15 protein-coding genes are annotated in these 18,404 nt (G+C 71.6%); 14 read left to right on the forward strand and 1 reads right to left on the reverse strand.

Translation table 11 applies throughout. From position 1 onward, the window contains the following. Window positions 1-69 precede the first annotated feature (69 nt). The 14 genes from ACIGW2_RS00875 (at window position 70) to ACIGW2_RS00940 (ending at window position 17,800) form a co-directional block, all read left to right on the forward strand. Window positions 70-921 carry an SAM-dependent methyltransferase gene (locus tag ACIGW2_RS00875; RefSeq protein ID WP_361587323.1) on the forward strand — a complete coding sequence of 284 codons (852 nt, stop codon included), beginning with the start codon at window positions 70-72 and terminating at the stop codon, window positions 919-921. After that, complete coding sequence (locus ACIGW2_RS00880; RefSeq protein WP_399840440.1) at window positions 918-1,961, forward strand: methyltransferase domain-containing protein; 1,044 nt, start codon at window positions 918-920, stop codon at window positions 1,959-1,961. Before ACIGW2_RS00875 ends, ACIGW2_RS00880 begins: the two co-directional genes overlap by 4 nt. Before the next feature lie 32 nt (window positions 1,962-1,993). After that, on the forward strand, window positions 1,994-2,884 hold the full coding sequence (locus ACIGW2_RS00885; protein ID WP_361587320.1) for a diiron oxygenase: 891 nt from the start codon (window positions 1,994-1,996) through the stop codon (window positions 2,882-2,884). Between the two features lie 33 nt (window positions 2,885-2,917). Next, window positions 2,918-3,817, forward strand: coding sequence for a hypothetical protein (locus ACIGW2_RS00890; protein WP_391652796.1), 900 nt, complete (start codon window positions 2,918-2,920; stop codon window positions 3,815-3,817). A 1-nt stretch (window position 3,818) separates the two neighbouring features. Next, a complete protein-coding gene (acpS, locus tag ACIGW2_RS00895) occupies window positions 3,819-4,277 on the forward strand; it encodes a holo-ACP synthase (protein WP_361587316.1) in 459 nt (152 codons plus the stop codon). Window positions 4,278-4,302: 25 nt separating this feature from the next. Further along, window positions 4,303-4,548, forward strand: a complete 246-nt coding sequence (locus ACIGW2_RS00900) for an acyl carrier protein (protein WP_356061338.1) — start codon at window positions 4,303-4,305, stop codon at window positions 4,546-4,548. Then, window positions 4,545-5,753, forward strand: coding sequence for a methionine adenosyltransferase (metK, locus tag ACIGW2_RS00905; protein WP_361587312.1), 1,209 nt, complete (start codon window positions 4,545-4,547; stop codon window positions 5,751-5,753). The genes ACIGW2_RS00900 and metK overlap by 4 nt, the downstream gene beginning before the upstream one ends. Before the next feature lie 3 nt (window positions 5,754-5,756). Continuing rightward, window positions 5,757-6,740, forward strand: coding sequence for a carbohydrate kinase family protein (locus ACIGW2_RS00910; RefSeq protein ID WP_391652795.1), 984 nt, complete (start codon window positions 5,757-5,759; stop codon window positions 6,738-6,740). Beyond that, window positions 6,737-10,213, forward strand: coding sequence for a methionine synthase (gene metH, locus ACIGW2_RS00915; protein WP_399840443.1), 3,477 nt, complete (start codon window positions 6,737-6,739; stop codon window positions 10,211-10,213). Before ACIGW2_RS00910 ends, metH begins: the two co-directional genes overlap by 4 nt. Beyond that, on the forward strand, window positions 10,210-11,079 hold the full coding sequence (gene metF / locus ACIGW2_RS00920; RefSeq protein ID WP_399840445.1) for a methylenetetrahydrofolate reductase [NAD(P)H]: 870 nt from the start codon (window positions 10,210-10,212) through the stop codon (window positions 11,077-11,079). Before metH ends, metF begins: the two co-directional genes overlap by 4 nt. Beyond that, window positions 11,072-12,493, forward strand: coding sequence for an adenosylhomocysteinase (ahcY, locus tag ACIGW2_RS00925; RefSeq protein WP_399840446.1), 1,422 nt, complete (start codon window positions 11,072-11,074; stop codon window positions 12,491-12,493). Before metF ends, ahcY begins: the two co-directional genes overlap by 8 nt. Window positions 12,494-12,582: 89 nt before the next feature. Beyond that, entirely contained in the window at window positions 12,583-13,179 is a 597-nt protein-coding gene (locus ACIGW2_RS00930) for a maleylpyruvate isomerase family mycothiol-dependent enzyme (protein WP_391652791.1), read from the forward strand. A 63-nt stretch (window positions 13,180-13,242) separates the two neighbouring features. After that, window positions 13,243-16,974, forward strand: coding sequence for an amino acid adenylation domain-containing protein (locus ACIGW2_RS00935; protein WP_399840448.1), 3,732 nt, complete (start codon window positions 13,243-13,245; stop codon window positions 16,972-16,974). A 199-nt stretch (window positions 16,975-17,173) separates the two neighbouring features. After that, window positions 17,174-17,800: a LysE family transporter gene (locus tag ACIGW2_RS00940; RefSeq protein WP_391652789.1), complete on the forward strand. Its 627-nt coding sequence runs from the start codon at window positions 17,174-17,176 to the stop codon at window positions 17,798-17,800. Window positions 17,801-17,818: 18 nt separating this feature from the next. Here the strand turns inward: ACIGW2_RS00940 and ACIGW2_RS00945 are convergent, their stop codons facing one another. Continuing rightward, complete coding sequence (locus ACIGW2_RS00945; protein ID WP_361574450.1) at window positions 17,819-18,391, reverse strand: dihydrofolate reductase family protein; 573 nt, start codon at window positions 18,389-18,391, stop codon at window positions 17,819-17,821. Between the last annotated feature and the right edge of the window lie 13 nt (window positions 18,392-18,404).

Raw genomic sequence — 18,404 nt, forward strand, 5'->3', positions numbered from 1 at the left:
CCGACAACCCCGCTCCACCGCACCCCAGCCCCCCAGCCCACCAGTGAAGCCAGTGAAGGGAGACCTCCCGTGGAGGCCGTATCCCGCACCGCCCAGTGGACCGCCGCCGCGCGCGCCCTGGAGACCGAGCGCGAGGACCGGCTGTTCGCCGATCCCTACGCGCGCACCGTCGCCGACCAGATCGGCTTCGAACTGCTCGAGCGCTACGCCGGCGGCGGCACCGTGCCGTTCCTCGCCATCCGCACCACCTACCTGGACCGCCAGATCGTCAAGACGGTCGAGGAGCGCGGCATCAAGCAGGTCGTCTTCCTCGCCGCCGGCATGGACACCCGCTTCTACCGGCTGCCCTGGCCCGACGGCGTCACCGTCTACGAGCTGGACCGCCCGGCGCTCCTCCAGGCCAAGGCCGAGATGCTGGCCCAGGAGCCCGCGCCGGCCGGCCGCACCCGGATCACCGTCCCGGTCGACCTCACCCAGGACTGGACCGGCCCGCTGAAGGAGGCGGGCTGGAAGAGCGACGAGCCCGTCCTCTGGGTCGTCGAGGGCCTGCTCTTCTTCCTGCCCGAGCAGGCCGTGCGCACCCTCATATCCCTGCTCGCCGCGCACGCCGCCCCCGGCTCCGTGCTGCTCGGCGACGTCATCTCCAAGGCCGCCCTGGAGAACCCGCTGGCCCGCTCCTTCATGAAGGCGCTGGAGGAGGACGGCAACCCGTGGCTCTTCGGCACCGAGGAGCCCGAGGCGCTGCTCGCCGACTGCGGCTGGGCGGTGCGCGAGGTCAAGCAGCCCGGCGAGCCCGGCGCCGACTTCGACCGCTGGCCCTACCCGGTGCCGGACCGCTCCGTCCCGCGCGTCCCCCGCTCCTTCCTCTTCACCTGTGACCTGCCCGGACAGAACCGCGCCGACTCGGAGGTGGCCGCATGAGCGCCCACGACTTCCACCAGAAGGTCATCACCGACGCCGGCGCGGCCGTGCGCGGACTGACCGTCGCCCTCGGCGAGCGCCTCGGCCTCTACAAGGCCCTCGCCGCCCACGGACCGCTGACCGCCGCCCAGCTGGCCGAGAAGACCGGCACCAACGAGCGGTACGTCGAGGAGTGGCTGCACGCCCAGCTCTCCGCCGGGTACGTGGAGCGGCACCCGAGCTCCCTCACGTACACCCTGCCCGCCGACCACGTCGAGGTGCTCGCCGACCCGACCGCCGTCACGTACGCGGCCGGCTTCTTCACCGCCCTGAAGGCGCTGTACGCCACCGAGGACCTGCTCGTCGACGCGTACCGCACCGGCGACGGCGTCGGCTGGGCCGAGCACGACCCGGCGCTCGACACCGGCATGGGCTCCTTCTTCCAGCCGACGTACGAGCACAAGCTCGTCCCCGACTGGCTGCCCGCCCTGCACGAGGTCACCGACAAGCTCGACAACGGCGGCACCGTCGCCGACGTCGGCTGCGGCGTCGGCCACACCACCCTGCTCATCGCCAAGGCCTTCCCGAACGCCACCGTCCACGGCTTCGACTACTCCGAGGAGGCCATCTCCATCGCCCGGCAGCTCGCCGAGGAGGCCGGCCTGTCCGACCGGGTCGTCTTCGAGGTCGCCTCCGCCGACGACTACCCCGGCTCCGGCTACGACCTCGTGTGCTTCTTCAACGCCCTGCACGACATGGGCGACCCGGTCGCCGCCGCGCAGCACGTGCACAAGTCGCTCGACGCCGACGGCACCTGGATGCTCGTCGAGTCGAACGTGTCGCCCGCCGACATCGACACCCAGACCCCCGCCGCCCGCATGTTCATGGCGCTGTCCGCCGTGATGTGCCTGCCCGTCGCGGTCGCCCAGCGCGGCCCGCACGCGCTCGGCAACCACTCGGGCGAGAAGGCCTTCCGCGCCATCGCCGAGGAGGCGGGCTTCACCCGCTGGCGCCGCGCCACCGAGACCCCGGTCAACGCGGTCTACGAAGTCCGGCCGTAACCCCACCGTCAGCCAGCGAAGGACTCACACCCATGGCCACCGCCGCCCTGCCCGTGACCGACCGGTTCATGGAGGTGCTCTCGCGCCTCAGCGAGCGGTCCGTCGAGGACTACTACAACCCGTACCAGACCTTCCAGTGGCCCGAGAGCCTGGAGGAGGACCGGTACTGGATGACCCCCGAGCTGCTCACCGTCTACGGCACCGAGCACTTCGACACGCTCGGTGAGGAAACGCTTCACCGCCTGTCGAAGTGGGAGTCGGTCAACTTCTACAGCCTCAACGTGCACGGCATCCGCGAGCTCCTCATCGAGGTCGTCGGCCGCATCCACATGCCCGGCTTCGAGGTCCCCTCGGACTTCTTCCACCACTTCATCGGCGAGGAGAACGAACACATGTGGTTCTTCTCCGAGTTCTGCCGGCGCTACGGCAACAAGATCTACGGCACCGTCGCCATGAGCGCCGACGCCGCCTGGGAGCCGGAGATCGAGAACTTCCTCGTCTTCACCCGGATCCTGTTCTTCGAGGAGCTGGTCGACCACTACAACTCCCGGATGGCCAAGGACACCTCGCTCTGCCACACCATCCGCGAGGTCAACCGCATCCACCACCAGGACGAGTCCCGGCACATCGCCTTCGGCCGCGAACTGGTCTCGCTGCTCTTCCGGCGCATGGTCGAGGCCGTGCCGGCGGAGCGGGTCCGCGAGGTCGAGGCGTACCTCAAGCGCTACGTCGTCTACAGCATCAACTCGCTCTACAACCCGCAGGTCTACAAGGACGCCGGCATCGCCGACCCGCTGGGCCTGCGCAAGTCGCTGCTCGCCGACGAGCGCCGCCGCGAGCACGAGCGCAAGGCCGTCCGCAAGCCGCTCGGCTTCTTCCTGAAGACCGGGATCTTCTCCGACGACACCCTGCCGGTCCTCTGAGCACGGGGACCTGCCCCGAGAGGTGAAGAGATCATGACCGTGACGACCCCCGCGAGCGTCGGGGAGACCAAGGGCGCGACACGGGGACTTCCCGTGCTCGGCCCGGAGGGGACGCGCCTGCTGCGGCTCCTCGACGACACCTTCGAGGGCTGGGGGGTGGCCGCGGGCGCCCGCCCGATGACCATGCCCCCGCTGCTGCCGGCCGCCGACCTGGCCCGGCTCGACTACTACGACAACTTCCCCCACCAGGCCGTCGTCGCCGCCCCGCTCGACCTGGAGCGCCGCGCGACCGAGCCCTTCTCCGCCGACACCGGCTGCTTTCCGACCGCCGCGCTCGAACCGGCCGCGCTCGGACTGCCCTCGGCGTCCTGCTACGCCGTCTACCTGACCCATCAGGGCACCCAGGTCGCCGACGACACCCTCGTCACGATCTGCTCCTGGTGCTTCCGCAAGGAGACCCACTACGAGGGGATGCGGCGCCAGCTCGGCTTCCGCATGCGGGAGATCGTGGCCATCGGCGGGCGCGAGCACGCCGAGGGGCACCTGGCGGCCTTCACCGACCGCATCCACGCCTTCGCCGCGGCACTCGACCTGCCGCTGCGCAAGGAGGCCGCCTGCGACCCGTTCTTCGACAAGGGCGGCTCCAAGGCACTGCTCCAGCGGCTCACGCCGGTGAAGCACGAGTTCCTGTACGAGGACCTGGCGATCGCCTCGGTCAACACGCACCGGAACTTCTTCGGCGACCGCTGCGACATCACCCTGGAGTCCTCCGGCGGGCCCGCCTTCACCAGCTGCGTCGCCTTCGGTCTGGAGCGCTGGCTGTCGGCGCTGACCCGCCGGCACGGCAGCTGGGCCGCCGCCACCGAGGCGGTCCTCGACGCGAACGCCCGCATGCGCACCGATGCGAGCCCCGCGGCCGGGCCGGTGATCTGACGTGCCGGCCCGCCCCGTGGCCCCGCCGGCGGGCGGCCTGGGCTGGGCGAACCTCGGCATGGACATCGTGTCCGTCAACCGTGTTCGCAGACTCCTCGCGCAGTACGGGGAGAAGTTCTTCGAGCGGATGCTCACCCCCGGCGAACTCGAGGACTGCCGCACCGCCAGCGGGCTCGACGTGCTGAGCCTGTGCGGCCGGATCGCGGCCAAGGAAGCGGCCTTCAAGACCTTACGGGTCAGGGGCAGGTTCCTGCCCTGGCCGGACATCGTCGTGCGCCGCTCCGAGGGCGGCTGGCCGCTCGTGGAGCTGCGCGGACCGGCGGCCGAGATGGCCCAGGAGTCCGGCATCTCCGAGATCACCGTGTCCATCAGCCACGACGTGGACTACGCGGTGGCGGTCGCCGCGCCGATCATCGCCCCCACCCCCGCCCCCACCCCTTACGCATCCAGCAGCAGCTGAGAAACAGTCCCAAAGGAGAAGCATCATGGCCGACGGCCTGCAGACGGTGAAGAGCTGGATCCTCGAGCGTCACCCGGAGCGCGAGGACATCGCCCCCGACCTCGACCTGATCGAGAACCGGCTCATCGACTCGCTGTCCTTCGTCGAGTTCGTCTTCCTGCTGGAGCAGGAGAGCGGCACCGCGATCCAGATGGAGACCCTGGAGGTCGACTCCATCCGCACCCTCGCCGCCATCGAGCAGCACTTCTTCAAGACGGCGGTGGAGGCATGAGCCGCCGCCTGTTCACCTCGGAGTCGGTCACCGAGGGCCACCCCGACAAGATCGCCGACCGGATCAGCGACACCATCCTGGACGCCCTGCTCGCCCAGGACCCGCAGTCCCGGGTCGCCGTCGAGACCCTGATCACCACCGGCCAGGTGCACATCGCCGGCGAGGTCACCACGGCCGCGTACGCGCCGATAGCCCAGCTGGTCCGCGACGCGGTCCTCGACATCGGCTACGACTCCTCCGCGAAGGGCTTCGACGGCGCCTCCTGTGGCGTGTCGGTGTCCATCGGCGCGCAGTCCCCGGACATCGCGCAGGGCGTGGACACCGCGCACGAGGCCCGCGTCGAGGGCGCCGAGGACGAGCTGGCCGCCCAGGGCGCCGGCGACCAGGGCCTGATGTTCGGCTACGCCTGTGACGACACGGCCGAGCTGATGCCGCTGCCGATCGCGCTGGCGCACCGGCTCTCCCGCCGCCTGACCGAGGTCCGCAAGGACGGCACCGTGCCGTACCTGCGCCCGGACGGCAAGACGCAGGTGACCATCGAGTACGACGGCGACCGGCCGGTCCGGCTCGACACCGTCGTCGTGTCCTCGCAGCACGCCGCCGACATCTCCGTCGAGGGCCTGCTGACCCCGGACGTCCGCGAGCACGTCGTCGAGCACGTCCTCAAGCAGCTCGTCGAGGAGGGGGTGACCCTGGAGTCCGACGGCTACCGGCTGCTGGTCAACCCGACCGGGCGCTTCGAGATCGGCGGCCCGATGGGCGACGCCGGCCTCACCGGCCGGAAGATCATCATCGACACGTACGGCGGCATGGCCCGGCACGGCGGCGGCGCCTTCTCCGGCAAGGACCCGTCGAAGGTGGACCGTTCGGCCGCGTACGCGATGCGCTGGGTCGCGAAGAACGTCGTCGCCGCGGGGCTCGCCCGGCGCTGCGAGGTCCAGGTCGCGTACGCCATCGGCAAGGCCGAGCCGGTCGGCCTCTTCGTGGAGACCTTCGGCACGGGCACCCTGCCGGACGAGCGGATCCAGGAGGCCGTCAGCGAGGTCTTCGACCTGCGGCCGGCCGCGATCATCCGCGACCTGGACCTCAAGCGCCCCATCTACGCGGCCACCGCCGCCTACGGGCACTTCGGCCGCGAGCTGCCGGAGTTCACCTGGGAGCGCACCGACCGGGCCGAGGCCCTCAAGAAGGCCGCGGGGGTCTGACCCATGCGCGTCGCTGTCACGGGATCCATCGCGACCGACCATCTGATGACCTTCCCCGGCTGGTTCAGCGAGCAGCTGATCGCCGACCGGCTCGACAAGGTCTCCCTGTCGTTCCTCGCCGACAACCTGGAGGTCAGGCGCGGCGGAGTGGCAGCGAACATCGCCTTCGGACTCGGCGTGCTCGGCCTGCGCCCCGTCCTCGTGGGCGCGGTCGGCGCCGACTTCGAGCCGTACCGGATCTGGCTGAAGGACCACGGTGTGGACACCGACTCGGTGCGCGTCAGCGGGTCGCTCCACACCGCCCGGTTCGTCTGCACCACCGACCGGGCCCAGAACCAGATCGCCACCTTCTACGCCGGGGCGATGGCCGAGGCCCGCGAGATCGACCTGCGGGACGTCCTCGCCCGCACCGGGCGCCTCGACCTGGTGCTGGTCTCCCCGGACGACCCCGAGGCCATGCTGAGGCACTCGCGCACCTGCCGCGAGCTCGGGGTGCCCTTCGCCGCCGACCCGTCCCAGCAGCTGGCCCGCCTCGACGGCGACCAGGTGCGCGAACTGGTCGACGGGGCGCGCTTCCTGTTCACCAACGAGTACGAGACGGCCCTGCTCCTGGAGAAGACCGGCTGGACCGAGGCGCGGGTGCTCAAGGGCGTCGGCACCTGGGTCACCACCCACGGCGAGGCCGGCGTCCGCATCCGGGGCGAGGGCCGGGCCCCGCTCGCCGTGCCGGCGGTGCCGGTCGCGGCCGTGGTCGACCCCACCGGCGTCGGCGACGCCTTCCGGGCCGGCTTCCTCGCCGGGACGCTGTGGGGCGTGCCCGAGCGGTGCGCGGCCCAGCTGGGCTGCGCGGTCGCCTCGACCGTCCTCGACTACGTCGGCACCCAGGAGTACAAGCTGCACCGCGATCCGCTCCTGGACCGGATCAGGACCACCTACGGCGTGGGCTGCACCGCAGAACTGCTCAACCACCTGAGGGGGCTGACATGAGCCGCGGCCGACCGTCGCTGCGCGAGGAGTTCGCCACCCGGGTCGTGGTCGCGGACGGCGCCATGGGCACCATGCTCCAGGCCGCCGACCCGAGCCTCGACGACTTCCGGAACCTGGAGGGCTGCAACGAGATCCTCAACGTGACCCGGCCGGACATCGTCCGCTCGGTCCACGACGCCTACTTCTCCGTCGGCGTCGACTGCGTCGAGACCAACACCTTCGGCGCCAACCTCGCGGCCCTCGCCGAGTACGGCATCGAGCAGCGCGTCCGCGAGCTGTCGGAGGCCGGCGCCCGGATCGCCCGCGAGTCCGCCGACGCCCACACCGCGGCCGACGGGCGGCCCCGCTGGGTGCTCGGCTCCATGGGCCCCGGCACCAAGCTGCCGACCCTCGGGCACGTCACGTACGAGCCGCTGCGCGACGCCTACCGGCAGAACGCGGCGGGCCTGATCGAGGGCGGCGCCGACGCGCTGCTCGTCGAGACCTCGCAGGACCTTCTCCAGACGAAGGCGGCCGTCATCGGCGCCCGCCGCGCCCTGGCGGACGCCGGCCTGGACCTGCCGCTGATCGTGCAGGTGACCGTCGAGACGACGGGCACCATGCTGCTCGGCTCCGAGATCGGGGCCGCGCTGACGGCCCTGGAGCCGCTCGGCATCGACATGATCGGCCTGAACTGCGCCACCGGCCCGGCCGAGATGGCCGAGCACCTGCGGCACCTGTCCCGGCACGCCCGGATCCCGGTGTCCGTGATGCCGAACGCCGGCCTGCCGGTGCTCACCGCCGACGGCGCCCACTACCCGCTCACCCCGGCCGAACTCGCCGACGCGCAGGAGGCGTTCGTCCGGGACTACGGCCCCGCCCTGGTGGGCGGCTGCTGCGGCACCACGCCCGAGCACCTGCGGGAGATCGTGGACCGGGTGCGCGGCGCGGCCGTGCCGGCCAGGACGCCGGTCGTCGAGCCGGGCGCCTCCTCGCTCTACAGCCACGTGCCGTTCCGCCAGGACACCTCGTACCTGGCGATCGGTGAGCGGACGAACGCGAACGGGTCGAAGAAGTTCCGTGAGGCCATGCTGGAGGGCCGCTGGGACGACTGCGTGGAGATGGCGCGGGACCAGATCCGCGAGGGCGCGCACATGCTCGACCTGTGCGTGGACTACGTCGGCCGGGACGGCGCCGCCGACATGGCGGAGCTGGCCGGGCGCTTCGCGACCGCGTCCACGCTGCCGATCGTGCTCGACTCCACCGAGGTGGGGGTGCTGCGGGCCGGTCTGGAGAAGCTGGGCGGCCGGGCGGTGCTCAACTCGGTCAACTACGAGGACGGTGACGGGCCCGAGTCGCGGTTCGCGCAGGTCACGGCGTTGGCGCGGGAGCACGGCGCGGCGCTGATGGCGCTGACGATCGACGAGGAGGGGCAGGCGCGGACGGCGGAGAAGAAGGTCGAGATCGCCGAGCGGCTGATCGCGGACCTGACGGGGAACTGGGGGATCCGCGAGTCGGACATCCTCATCGACACCCTCACCTTCACCATCTGCACCGGCCAGGAGGAGTCCCGGGGCGACGGCATCGCCACGATCGAGGCGATCCGCGAGCTCAAGCGGCGCCACCCGGACGTGCAGACCACGCTCGGCCTGTCCAACATCTCCTTCGGCCTCAACCCGGCCGCCCGGATCGTCCTCAACTCGGTCTTCCTGGACGAGTGCGTGAAGGCGGGCCTGGACTCGGCGATCGTGCACGCCTCGAAGATCCTGCCGATCGCGCGGTTGGAGCCGGAGCAGGTCGAGGTCGCGCTCGACCTCATCTACGACCGGCGGCGGGAGGGCTACGACCCGCTGCAGCGCCTCCTCGAGCTCTTCGAGGGCGCGACGGCGAAGTCGCTGAAGGCCGGCAAGGCCGAGGAGCTGGCCGCGCTGCCGCTGGAGGAGCGCCTGAAGCGGCGGATCGTCGACGGCGAGAAGAACGGTCTGGAGGCCGACCTGGACGCGGCGCTCGCCGGGCGCCCCGCCCTGGAGATCGTCAACGAGGTCCTGCTCGACGGCATGAAGACGGTCGGCGAGCTGTTCGGCTCGGGGCAGATGCAGCTGCCGTTCGTGCTCCAGTCGGCCGAGGTCATGAAGACCGCGGTGGCCTACCTCGAACCGCACATGGAGAAGGTGGAGGGCGCCGAGGGCAAGGGCACGATCGTGCTCGCCACCGTGCGCGGCGACGTCCACGACATCGGCAAGAACCTCGTCGACATCATCCTCTCCAACAACGGCTACAACGTGGTCAACCTCGGCATCAAGCAGCCGGTCTCCGCGATCCTGGAAGCCGCCGAGGAACACTCCGCCGACGTCATCGGCATGTCCGGTCTCCTGGTCAAGTCGACCGTGATCATGAAGGAGAACCTGGAGGAGCTGAACGGCCGCGGCCTGGCCGGACGCTTCCCGGTGATCCTCGGCGGCGCCGCCCTCACCCGCGCCTACGTCGAGCAGGACCTCCACGAGCTGTACGAGGGCGAGGTGCGCTACGCCCGCGACGCCTTCGAGGGCCTGCGCCTGATGGACGCCCTGATGGCGGTCAAGCGCGGGGTGCCGGGCGCGAGCCTGCCCGAGCTGAAGCAGCGGCGGGTGCCCAAGCGCGAGGCCCCGGCCGTGGTGGAGGTGCGCGAGCCGGAGCCGGCCGGGCGTTCCGACGTCGCCACCGACAACCCCGTACCGGAACCGCCCTTCCTCGGCACGCGGGTCGTCAAGGGCATCCAGCTCGCCGAGTACGCGTCCTGGCTGGACGAGGGCGCCCTGTTCAAGGGCCAGTGGGGGCTCAAGGACAAGGAGCTCATCGAATCGGAGGGCCGGGCGCGGCTGCGCGGCTGGCTGGACCGGCTGCAGACCGACCGGCTCCTGGAGGCGGCCGTCGTCCACGGCTACTTCCCCTGCGTGTCCAAGGGCGACGACCTGATCATCCTCGACGAGGACGGCAGCGAGCGCACCCGCTTCACCTTCCCCCGCCAGGAGCGCGGCCGGCGGCTCTGTCTCGCCGACTACTTCCGCGCCGAGGAGTCGGGCGAGGTCGACGTCGTCGCCCTCCAGGTCGTCACCGTCGGATCCCGGATCGGGGAGGCGACCGCCAGGCTCTTCGCCGAGGACGCCTACCGCGACTACCTCGAACTCCACGGCCTGTCCGTGCAACTGGCGGAGGCCCTGGCCGAGTACTGGCACGCCCGGGTGCGCGCCGAGTGGGGCATCGCGGGCGCCTCGGAGCCGGCGGACCTCGCGGGGATGCTGCGCACCGAGTACCAGGGCTGCCGCTACTCGCTCGGCTACCCCGCCTGCCCCGACCTGGAGGACCGGGCCAAGATCGCGGCTCTGCTCGACCCCGGGCGGATCGGCGTGGAGCTGTCGGAGGAGTACCAGCTGCACCCCGAGCAGTCGACCGACGCCTTCGTCGTCCACCACCCGGAGGCGACCTACTTCAACGCGGGAGGCCGACGCCTGTGAACCCGACTCCCCCCACCTTCTCCTTCGAGTTCTTCCCGCCGAAGACCGACAAGGGCGAGCGGACCCTGTGGGACGCCATCCGGCGGGTCGAGGCGCTGCGCCCGGACTTCGTCTCGGTGACGTACGGCGCCGGCGGCTCCTCCCGGGACCGCACGATCGACGTCACCAAGCGCATCGTGACGGAGACGACGCTGCGGCCGGTCGCCCACCTCACCGCCGTCGGGCACTCGGTGGCCGAGCTCCGGGCGATCATCGGCGCCTACGCGGACGCCGGCGTCCGGGACGTCCTCGTGCTGCGCGGCGACCCGCCCGGCGACCCGCGCGGCGAGTGGACCCCGCACCCGCAGGGCTTCACCCACGCCCGCGAACTGGTCGAACTGGTCCGCTCGCTCGGCGAGTTCCGCATCGGGGTCGCGGCCTTCCCCGAGGGGCACCCGCGCTCCCCGGACGCCGCCAGCGATCTCGCGCACTTCGTCGCCAAGTGCCGGGCGGGCGCGGACTACGCGATCACGCAGATGTTCTTCGACCCGGAGGACTACCTGCGGCTGCGCGACCGGGTCGCGGCGGCCGGCTGCGACACCCCGATCATCCCGGAGATCATGCCGGCCACCGACGTGCGCCAGATCCGCCGCTTCGCCGAGCTGTCGGACGCCGCCTTCCCCGAGGACCTGGCGCACCGCCTGGAGGCGGCCAAGGACGACCCGGCCGCCGCGTACCGGATCGGCGTGGAGCACGCGACGGCGATGGGCCTGCGGCTGCTCGACGAAGGGGCGCCCGGCCTGCACTACATCACGCTCAACAAGAGCACCGCGGCCCTCGAAATCCACCGAACGATTCAAGCCTCAAGGAGCCTGGCACGTGTCTGAGTCCACCGAGTTCACCGGTTTCACGGACTTCAAGGTCGCCGACATCGGTCTGGCGGAGTTCGGCCGCAAGGAGATCACCCTGGCCGAGCACGAGATGCCGGGCCTGATGTCCATCCGCCGCGAGTACGCCGCCGCTCAGCCGCTGGCCGGCGCCCGCATCACCGGCTCCCTGCACATGACCGTGCAGACCGCCGTCCTCATCGAGACCCTGGTCGCGCTCGGCGCCGAGGTGCGCTGGGTGTCCTGCAACATCTACTCGACCCAGGACCACGCCGCCGCGGCGATCGCCGCCGCCGGCATCCCGGTCTTCGCCTGGAAGGGCGAGACCCTGGAGGAGTACTGGTGGTGCACCGAGCAGGCGCTGACCTGGCCGGGCGGGCTGGGCCCGAACATGATCCTGGACGACGGCGGTGACGCCACCCTCCTCGTCCACAAGGGTGTGGAGTACCAGAAGGCGGGCGCGGTGCCGGACCCGTCGACCGCCGACAACGAGGAGTTCCGCATCGTCCTGGAGCTGCTCGGGAGGTCGGAGATCGACTGGGCCTCGCTGGCCGCCGGCATCCGCGGTGTGACCGAGGAGACCACGACGGGCGTCCACCGCCTCTACGAGATGCACCGCGAGGGCAGCCTGCTGTTCCCGGCGATCAACGTGAACGACGCCGTGACGAAGTCGAAGTTCGACAACAAGTACGGCTGCCGTCACTCGCTGATCGACGGCATCAACCGGGCCACCGACGTCCTGATCGGCGGCAAGACGGCCGTCGTGTGTGGTTACGGTGACGTCGGCAAGGGTTCCGCCGAGTCGCTGCGGGGCCAGGGTGCCCGGGTGATCGTGACGGAGATCGATCCGATCTGCGCGCTGCAGGCGGCGATGGACGGTTACCAGGTGACGACCCTGGACGAGGTCGTGGAGACCGCCGACATCTTCATCACGACGACGGGCAACAAGGACATCATCATGGCCTCGGACATGGCCCGGATGAAGCACCAGGCCATCGTCGGGAACATCGGGCACTTCGACAACGAGATCGACATGGCCGGTCTGGCGAAGATTCCGGGCATCGTGAAGGACGAGGTCAAGCCGCAGGTCCACACGTGGACGTTCCCGGACGGCAAGGTGCTGATCGTGCTGTCGGAGGGGCGTCTGCTGAACCTGGGCAACGCGACCGGTCACCCGTCCTTCGTGATGTCGAACTCGTTCGCGGACCAGACCCTGGCCCAGATCGAGCTCTTCACCAAGACCGCCGACTACCCCACCGGCGTCTACACGCTGCCCAAGCACCTGGACGAGAAGGTCGCCCGCCTCCACCTCGACGCCCTCGGCGTCAAGCTGACGACCCTCCGCCCGGAGCAGGCCGACTACATCGGCGTCCCCGTCGACGGCCCGTACAAGCCGGACCACTACCGCTACTGAGGCCGGACGTGTGCAGCGAATGTCGTGAGGAAACCCCGCGGGACCCGTGGCTCCCGGACCGGCTCCTGCGGACGGAGCGGGACCTGCTGATGCCGCTCCTGCGGCGCACGCCCGAGGAGGCCTTCGCCAACCGCACCGCCTGCCCCGGCTGGACCGCCCGCCAGGTGCTCGCGCACTGCGGCGCCGCGCTCGTCCGGATCGTCGAGGGGCGCCTGGAGGAGGGCGTGTTCCTGCCCGAGGCCAACGCCTGCGACGTGGCCGAGCGGGAGGACTGGCCGCTCGGCCGGATCCTCGACGAGCTGGAGCGCGGCCTCACCGAGGCCGGCCCCGTCATCGCCGCACGGGAGGACGGCCGGCTCGACGCGGTCGCCCTCGGCGAGTGGGTGCACGCCGGGGACGTACGGGAGGCGTTCGGCGAGCCCGGCGCCTACTGCGGCGAGGCCCTCGACCTCGCCCTGCCGCTGCTGTCCGTCACGAGCCGCAAGCGGGAGACCCCGCGCCTGGTCGGCGTCCTCGCCGACCGGGCGACCGAGGTCGACCTCGGCAACGCCGTCGAGGGCCGCGCACCGGCCCGCTTCCACGGCGACGCCGCCACGTTGATCCGCATCTACTCGGGGCGCCCGCTGGTCAGAACGCGCTACGAACTGACGGGCGCGACGGAGCAGGAACTTCTCATCTACCGCTGAGGGCGGCGGGCCCCGGTCCCACGGACCGGGGCCCGCCCCTTTCACTCACGAAGAGGAACCCCTATGTCCACGCTCGACCGGCTGCTGCGCGCCCAGGCGCACGCGCGGCCCGACGACACCGCCGTCGTCTTCGAGGACGACACGCTCTCCTTCCGCGAGCTGCACGAGGGCGCCGCCGTCCTCGGCGGCTACCTGCGCACGCTGGGGGTCACCGCCGACCAGCGCGTCGGCGTCCACGTCGAACCCTCGCTCGAACTGGTGATCGGTACGTGGGGTGTGGTGCTGTCCGGCGGCGCCTACGTGCCGCTCTCCCCGGAGTACCCGGAGGAGCGGCTGCGCTACATGATCGAGGACAGCGGCGCCCGGATCGTCCTCACCCAGGAACGCTTACGCGAGCGCGTCACCGAGCTCGCCCCGCCGGACACCACCGTCGTCACCCTCAAGGACGCCGTCCGGCACGCCTGGCGCACCGCCGGGGACGAACGGCCCGTCGCAGAACCCGAGGTGGACCCGCACCAGCTCGCGTACGTCATCTACACCTCCGGCTCCACCGGCCGGCCCAAGGGCGTGATGGTCGAGCACCGCTCGATCGTCTCCCAGATGGAGTGGATGGGCTCCGAGCACCGCCTCGGCCCCGGCGAGACCGTCGTCCAGAAGACCCCCATGAGCTTCGACGCCGCCCAGTGGGAGATCCTCGCCCCGGCCGTCGGCGCCCGCGTCGCCATGGGCCCGCCCGGCGTCTACCGCGACCCCGAGGCCCTGATCGACACCGTGCGACGGCACGGCGCCACCATGCTCCAGTGCGTGCCGACCCTCCTCCAGGCCCTCGTCGACACCGAGCGCCTCGGCACCTGCACCAGCCTGCGCCGGGTCTACTCCGGCGGCGAGGTCCTCTCCCGCAACCTCGCCGTGCAGGTCCTCGGCGAACTCCCGGACGCCGACCTGATCAACCTCTACGGACCCACCGAGTGCACCATCAACGCCTCCTCGCACACCGTCGACCGGGCCACCGTCGCCGCCGGACCGGCCGCGATCCCGATCGGCAGACCCGCCCACGAGACCGTCTTCCGGATACGCGAGGGCGAACTGTGCATCGGCGGCGTCCAGGTGGCGCGGGGGTACCTGGACCGGCCCGAGCTCACCGCCGAGAAGTTCATCGTCACCGACGAGGGCGAACGCCTCTACCGCACCGGCGACCTGGCGACCCTCAACGAGGACGGCACCGTGCAGTTCGCCGGCCGCGCCGACAACCAGATCAAACTCCGCGGCTTCCGCGTCGAGCTCGACGAGATCGCCCTCGCCATCGAGAACCACGACTGGGTGAAGAACGCCGCCGTCATCGTCAAGAACGAGCCCCGCACCGGCTTCCAGAACCTGGTCGCCTGCGTCGAGCTGTCCCCCAAGGAAGCCGCCCTGATGGACCAGGGCAACCACGGCGCCCACCACCAGTCCAAGGAGTCCAAGCTCCAGGTCAAGGCCCAGCTGTCCAACGCCGGCACCCTCGGCCCCACCGCCCTCGCCGGCCGCCCCGTCGTCGAACTGCCCGGCCGCACCCCGAGCGCGCGCACCCGCCGCAACGTCTTCGCCCGCAAGACCTACCGCTTCTACGACGGCGGCCCCGTCACCCGCGCCGACGTCCTCGCCGCCCTCGCCCGCCGCCCCGAGGCCATCGGCTCGCGCGCCGTCGGCAGCCTCACCGCCGCCGACCTCGGCGAGATCCTGCGCTGGTTCGGGCAGTTCCACAGCGAGGAACGCCTGCTGCCCAAGTACGGCTACGCCTCACCGGGCGCGCTGTACGCGACCCGCCTCCACGTGGAGCTGCGCGGCATCGCCGGCCTGGAGCCCGGCGCGTACTACTACCACCCGGTCCACCACCAGCTGTACCTCCTGGAGCCCGGCAGCGACGAGGGGGAGCCGCTGGTCCGCTTCTCCTTCCGCGGCACCTGGGAGGCCATCGAGCCGGTCTACAAGAACAACATCCGCGAGGTCCTGGAGATCGAGACCGGCCACATGGTCGGCCTCTTCGAGGAGATCCTGCCGCCGCTCGGCCTCGGCATCCGCCCCGTGCGCGGCGGCGACCCCGCCGACCGCACCGACCTGGGCCTCTTCGAACTCGTCCCGTACGACGAGGAGTCGGCCTGCGGACCGGACGTCGACCTGTACGTGCAGGCGCACCCGGACCGGATCGCCGACCTGCCGGCCGGGCAGTACGCCTACGAGGACGGCGGACTCGTCCCCGTCGGCACCGGCCTGGTCGAGAAGAAGCACGTCATCGCGATCAACCAGGCCGTGTACGAGCGGGCCTCGCTCGGCGTCACCGTCATCGCCCGCACCGACGTGCCCTGGCGCGCGTACATCGACCTCGGCCGGGCCCTCCAGCGGCTCCAGCTCGGCCCGGACGTCCACGGCCTCGGCTTCATGTCCTCCGGCTACAGCTCCGCCTCCGGCCACCCGCTGCCCGCCGCGCGCCGCATGGACGAGATCCTGGCCGCCGCCGGCCGGCCCGGCGGCCCCTCGTACTTCTTCGTCGGCGGCCGGATCAGCGAGGAACAGCGGCTCGGCGAGGGCATGTACGAGGACACCGTCCACATGAAGGGCCCCGCGGAGATGATCCGCGACGACCTGGTCCGGCACCTGCCCGACTACATGATCCCCAACCGGGTCGTCGTCCTCGACCGGTTGCCGCTGTCCGCCAACGGCAAGGTCGACACCAAGGCGCTGGGCGAGCTGGCCGTGGTCAACGCCGGTCTGCACGGCCGCCCGCACGTCCGGCCGCGCACCCGCACCGAGCAGCGGCTCGCGGAGATCTGGGCGGCGGCGCTCAAGTACGAGGAGGTCGACGCGGTCTCCGTCCAGGACGACTTCTTCGAGTCCGGCGGCAACTCGCTGATCGCGGTCGCGCTCATCACCCGGATCAACAAGGAGTTCGGCGCGTCGACGCTGCCGCTCCAGATCCTCTTCGAGTGCCCCACCATCGAGAAGCTGGCCCACCGCGTGGACGGCGCCGCCGCGACCCCCGCCTCGCGCCTCGTCCGGCTGCACGCGGACGGCGCCCAGTCCCCGGTCTTCTGCTGGCCGGGCCTCGGCGGCTACACGATGAACCTGCGCTTCCTCGCGGAGGAGGTCGGCATCGACCGCCCCTTCTACGGGGTGCAGGCGCACGGCATCAACCGCGGCGAGGAGCCCTACGGGACCATCCGCGAGATGGCCGAGGCGGACGTGGCCGCGATCCGGCGCCGCCAGCCGTCCGGCCCGTACACCCTGTGGGGCTACTCCTTCGGCGCGCGCGTCGCCTTCGAGTCGGCGCACCTCCTGGAGGCGGCCGGCGAACAGGTCGAGCACCTGTTCCTGATCGCGCCGGGCTCGCCGAAGGTGCGGGCCGAGTCGGCGGCCGGCGGGGCGTCCTACGCCAACCCGGGCTTCACCCAGATCCTGTGGTCGGTGTTCGCGGGCGCGCTGGGAGAGGTGCCGGCGCGGGACGCGGAGTCCTTCGCGGCGCACGTGGCGGAGCGCTTCCCCGCGCTCGACCCCGAGCTGATCGCCCGGATCATCGCGATCGTCGAGAAGACCTTCGAATTCACCTACACCTTCCGCGAGTTGACCGAGCGGAAGGTGACCTGCCCGGTGACCGTGTTCAAGGCGCGCGGCGACGACTACTCCTTCCTGGACGGCACCACGGGCTGGTCCGAGCGCCCGCCGACGGTGGTGGAGCTGGACGCGGACCACTACGGGCTGCTGCGGGCGCCGGAGCTGAAGGAGCTGGTCAAGAAGATCAGGTACCGGCTGGGCCGGTAGCGCGCCCGGCCCCCGTGGCCGCCGGGGGCCGCAGGACCCCTCCCGCCGCCGCGTAAACCGATTGCGCGGCGGCGGGAGGCGGCGCCACCCTACGGCTCATGACCACCACTCCCTTCCTCGCCGCTGCCCCCGTCGTCGTCGCCGTCACGCGCCGACAGCAGCAGCCCGGCACCCCCGGAGGCGCGACCCCACCCGTCGCGTGATCGCCGCGGCGGTGGCCGGCCTGCTGGCCGGCTACGGCATCGCGATCCCCGTCGGCGCGGTCGGCGCCCACCTCGTCGCCGTCACCGCCCGTACGGGCTGGCGCACCGGCGCCGCGGCCGCGCTCGGCGTCGCCACCGCGGACGGCGCCTACGCGCTCCTCGCGGTGGCCGGCGGCTCGGTCCTCGTCCCCCTGCTCACGTCCGTGATGACCCCGCTGCGGTGGGCCTCCGCCGTGCTCCTGGTGGCCCTCGCCGTCCGCGCCGCCTGGACGGCCGTCCGCGCCCACCGCGCGGGCGCGCTCGCCTCCCGCGACGACGGCGCCCCCGGCCCCGGCCCGGCCCGCGCCTACCTCACCTTCCTGGGCATCACGATCCTCAACCCGATGACGGTGATCTACTTCGCCGCCCTGATCCTCGCCACGGGCCCGGCGGCCCCGGCGACCGTCCCCGAACGCACCGCCTTCGTCCTCGCCGCCCTCCTCGCCTCCGCGAGCTGGCAACTCCTCCTCACCACGGGCGGCACCCTCCTCGGCCGCACCCTCACCGGCCCCCGCGGCCGCCTGACCACGACGCTCGCCTCCAGCACCCTGATCGTGGTGCTGGCGGTGCGGATGGTGGGGTGAGGTCACCGGACCAGGAGGTCACCGCACCACGTCGAAGACCTGCTTCTGCACGCCGTTCGCGTACGCCTCCTGCTCCACCAGCTCCAGCTTCTGCGCGTCCTTGTCCGTCGTGCTGAAGAGGCGCTTGCCCGCGCCGAGGAGGAGGGGGAAGACCAGGAGGTGGTAGCGGTCGATCAGGTCCGCGTCCGCGAGGGCGCGGACCAGGGTCGCGCTGCCGTGGACGATGATCGGGCCGCCCTCGGTCTCCTTGAGGGCGGCGACCTCGTCGAGCGAGCGCAGGATCGTCGTCTCGCCCCAGTTGTCCACCAGGTCGTCCTCGGTGAGGGTGGTGGACACGACGTACTTCGGCATCTCCTTGTAGTCGGCGAAGTCCGCCATGTCCGGCCACACCGGGCTGAACGCCTCGTAGCTGGTGCGCCCGAGCAGCATCGCCGTGGCCTCCCGCTGCTCGCGGCCCTTGATCTCGAAGGCCTCCGGCAGGAACTCGGTGTGCTTGAAGGTCCAGCCGGAGTTCCGGTAGCCGGGCTCGCCGCCCGGGGCCTCGACGACGCCGTCGAGCGAGACGAAGGCGGAGGCGATCAGCTGACGCATGGCGGTTCCTCGG

Source organism: Streptomyces sp. NPDC053541 (assembly GCF_044544705.1).
Lineage (GTDB): Bacteria > Actinomycetota > Actinomycetes > Streptomycetales > Streptomycetaceae > Streptomyces.

Coding starts and splice junctions, on each gene's coding strand:
- ACIGW2_RS00935 (WP_399840448.1), top strand. CDS start 13,243: ATGTCCACGCTCGACCGGCTGCTGCGCGCCCAGGCGCACGCGCGGCCC.
- ACIGW2_RS00885 (WP_361587320.1), top strand. CDS start 1,994: ATGGCCACCGCCGCCCTGCCCGTGACCGACCGGTTCATGGAGGTGCTC.
- metH (WP_399840443.1), top strand. CDS start 6,737: ATGAGCCGCGGCCGACCGTCGCTGCGCGAGGAGTTCGCCACCCGGGTC.
- metK (WP_361587312.1), top strand. CDS start 4,545: ATGAGCCGCCGCCTGTTCACCTCGGAGTCGGTCACCGAGGGCCACCCC.
- ACIGW2_RS00890 (WP_391652796.1), top strand. CDS start 2,918: ATGACCGTGACGACCCCCGCGAGCGTCGGGGAGACCAAGGGCGCGACA.
- ACIGW2_RS00945 (WP_361574450.1), bottom strand. CDS start 18,391: ATGCGTCAGCTGATCGCCTCCGCCTTCGTCTCGCTCGACGGCGTCGTC.
- ACIGW2_RS00930 (WP_391652791.1), top strand. CDS start 12,583: ATGCCGCTCCTGCGGCGCACGCCCGAGGAGGCCTTCGCCAACCGCACC.
- ACIGW2_RS00900 (WP_356061338.1), top strand. CDS start 4,303: ATGGCCGACGGCCTGCAGACGGTGAAGAGCTGGATCCTCGAGCGTCAC.
- ACIGW2_RS00910 (WP_391652795.1), top strand. CDS start 5,757: ATGCGCGTCGCTGTCACGGGATCCATCGCGACCGACCATCTGATGACC.
- ACIGW2_RS00880 (WP_399840440.1), top strand. CDS start 918: ATGAGCGCCCACGACTTCCACCAGAAGGTCATCACCGACGCCGGCGCG.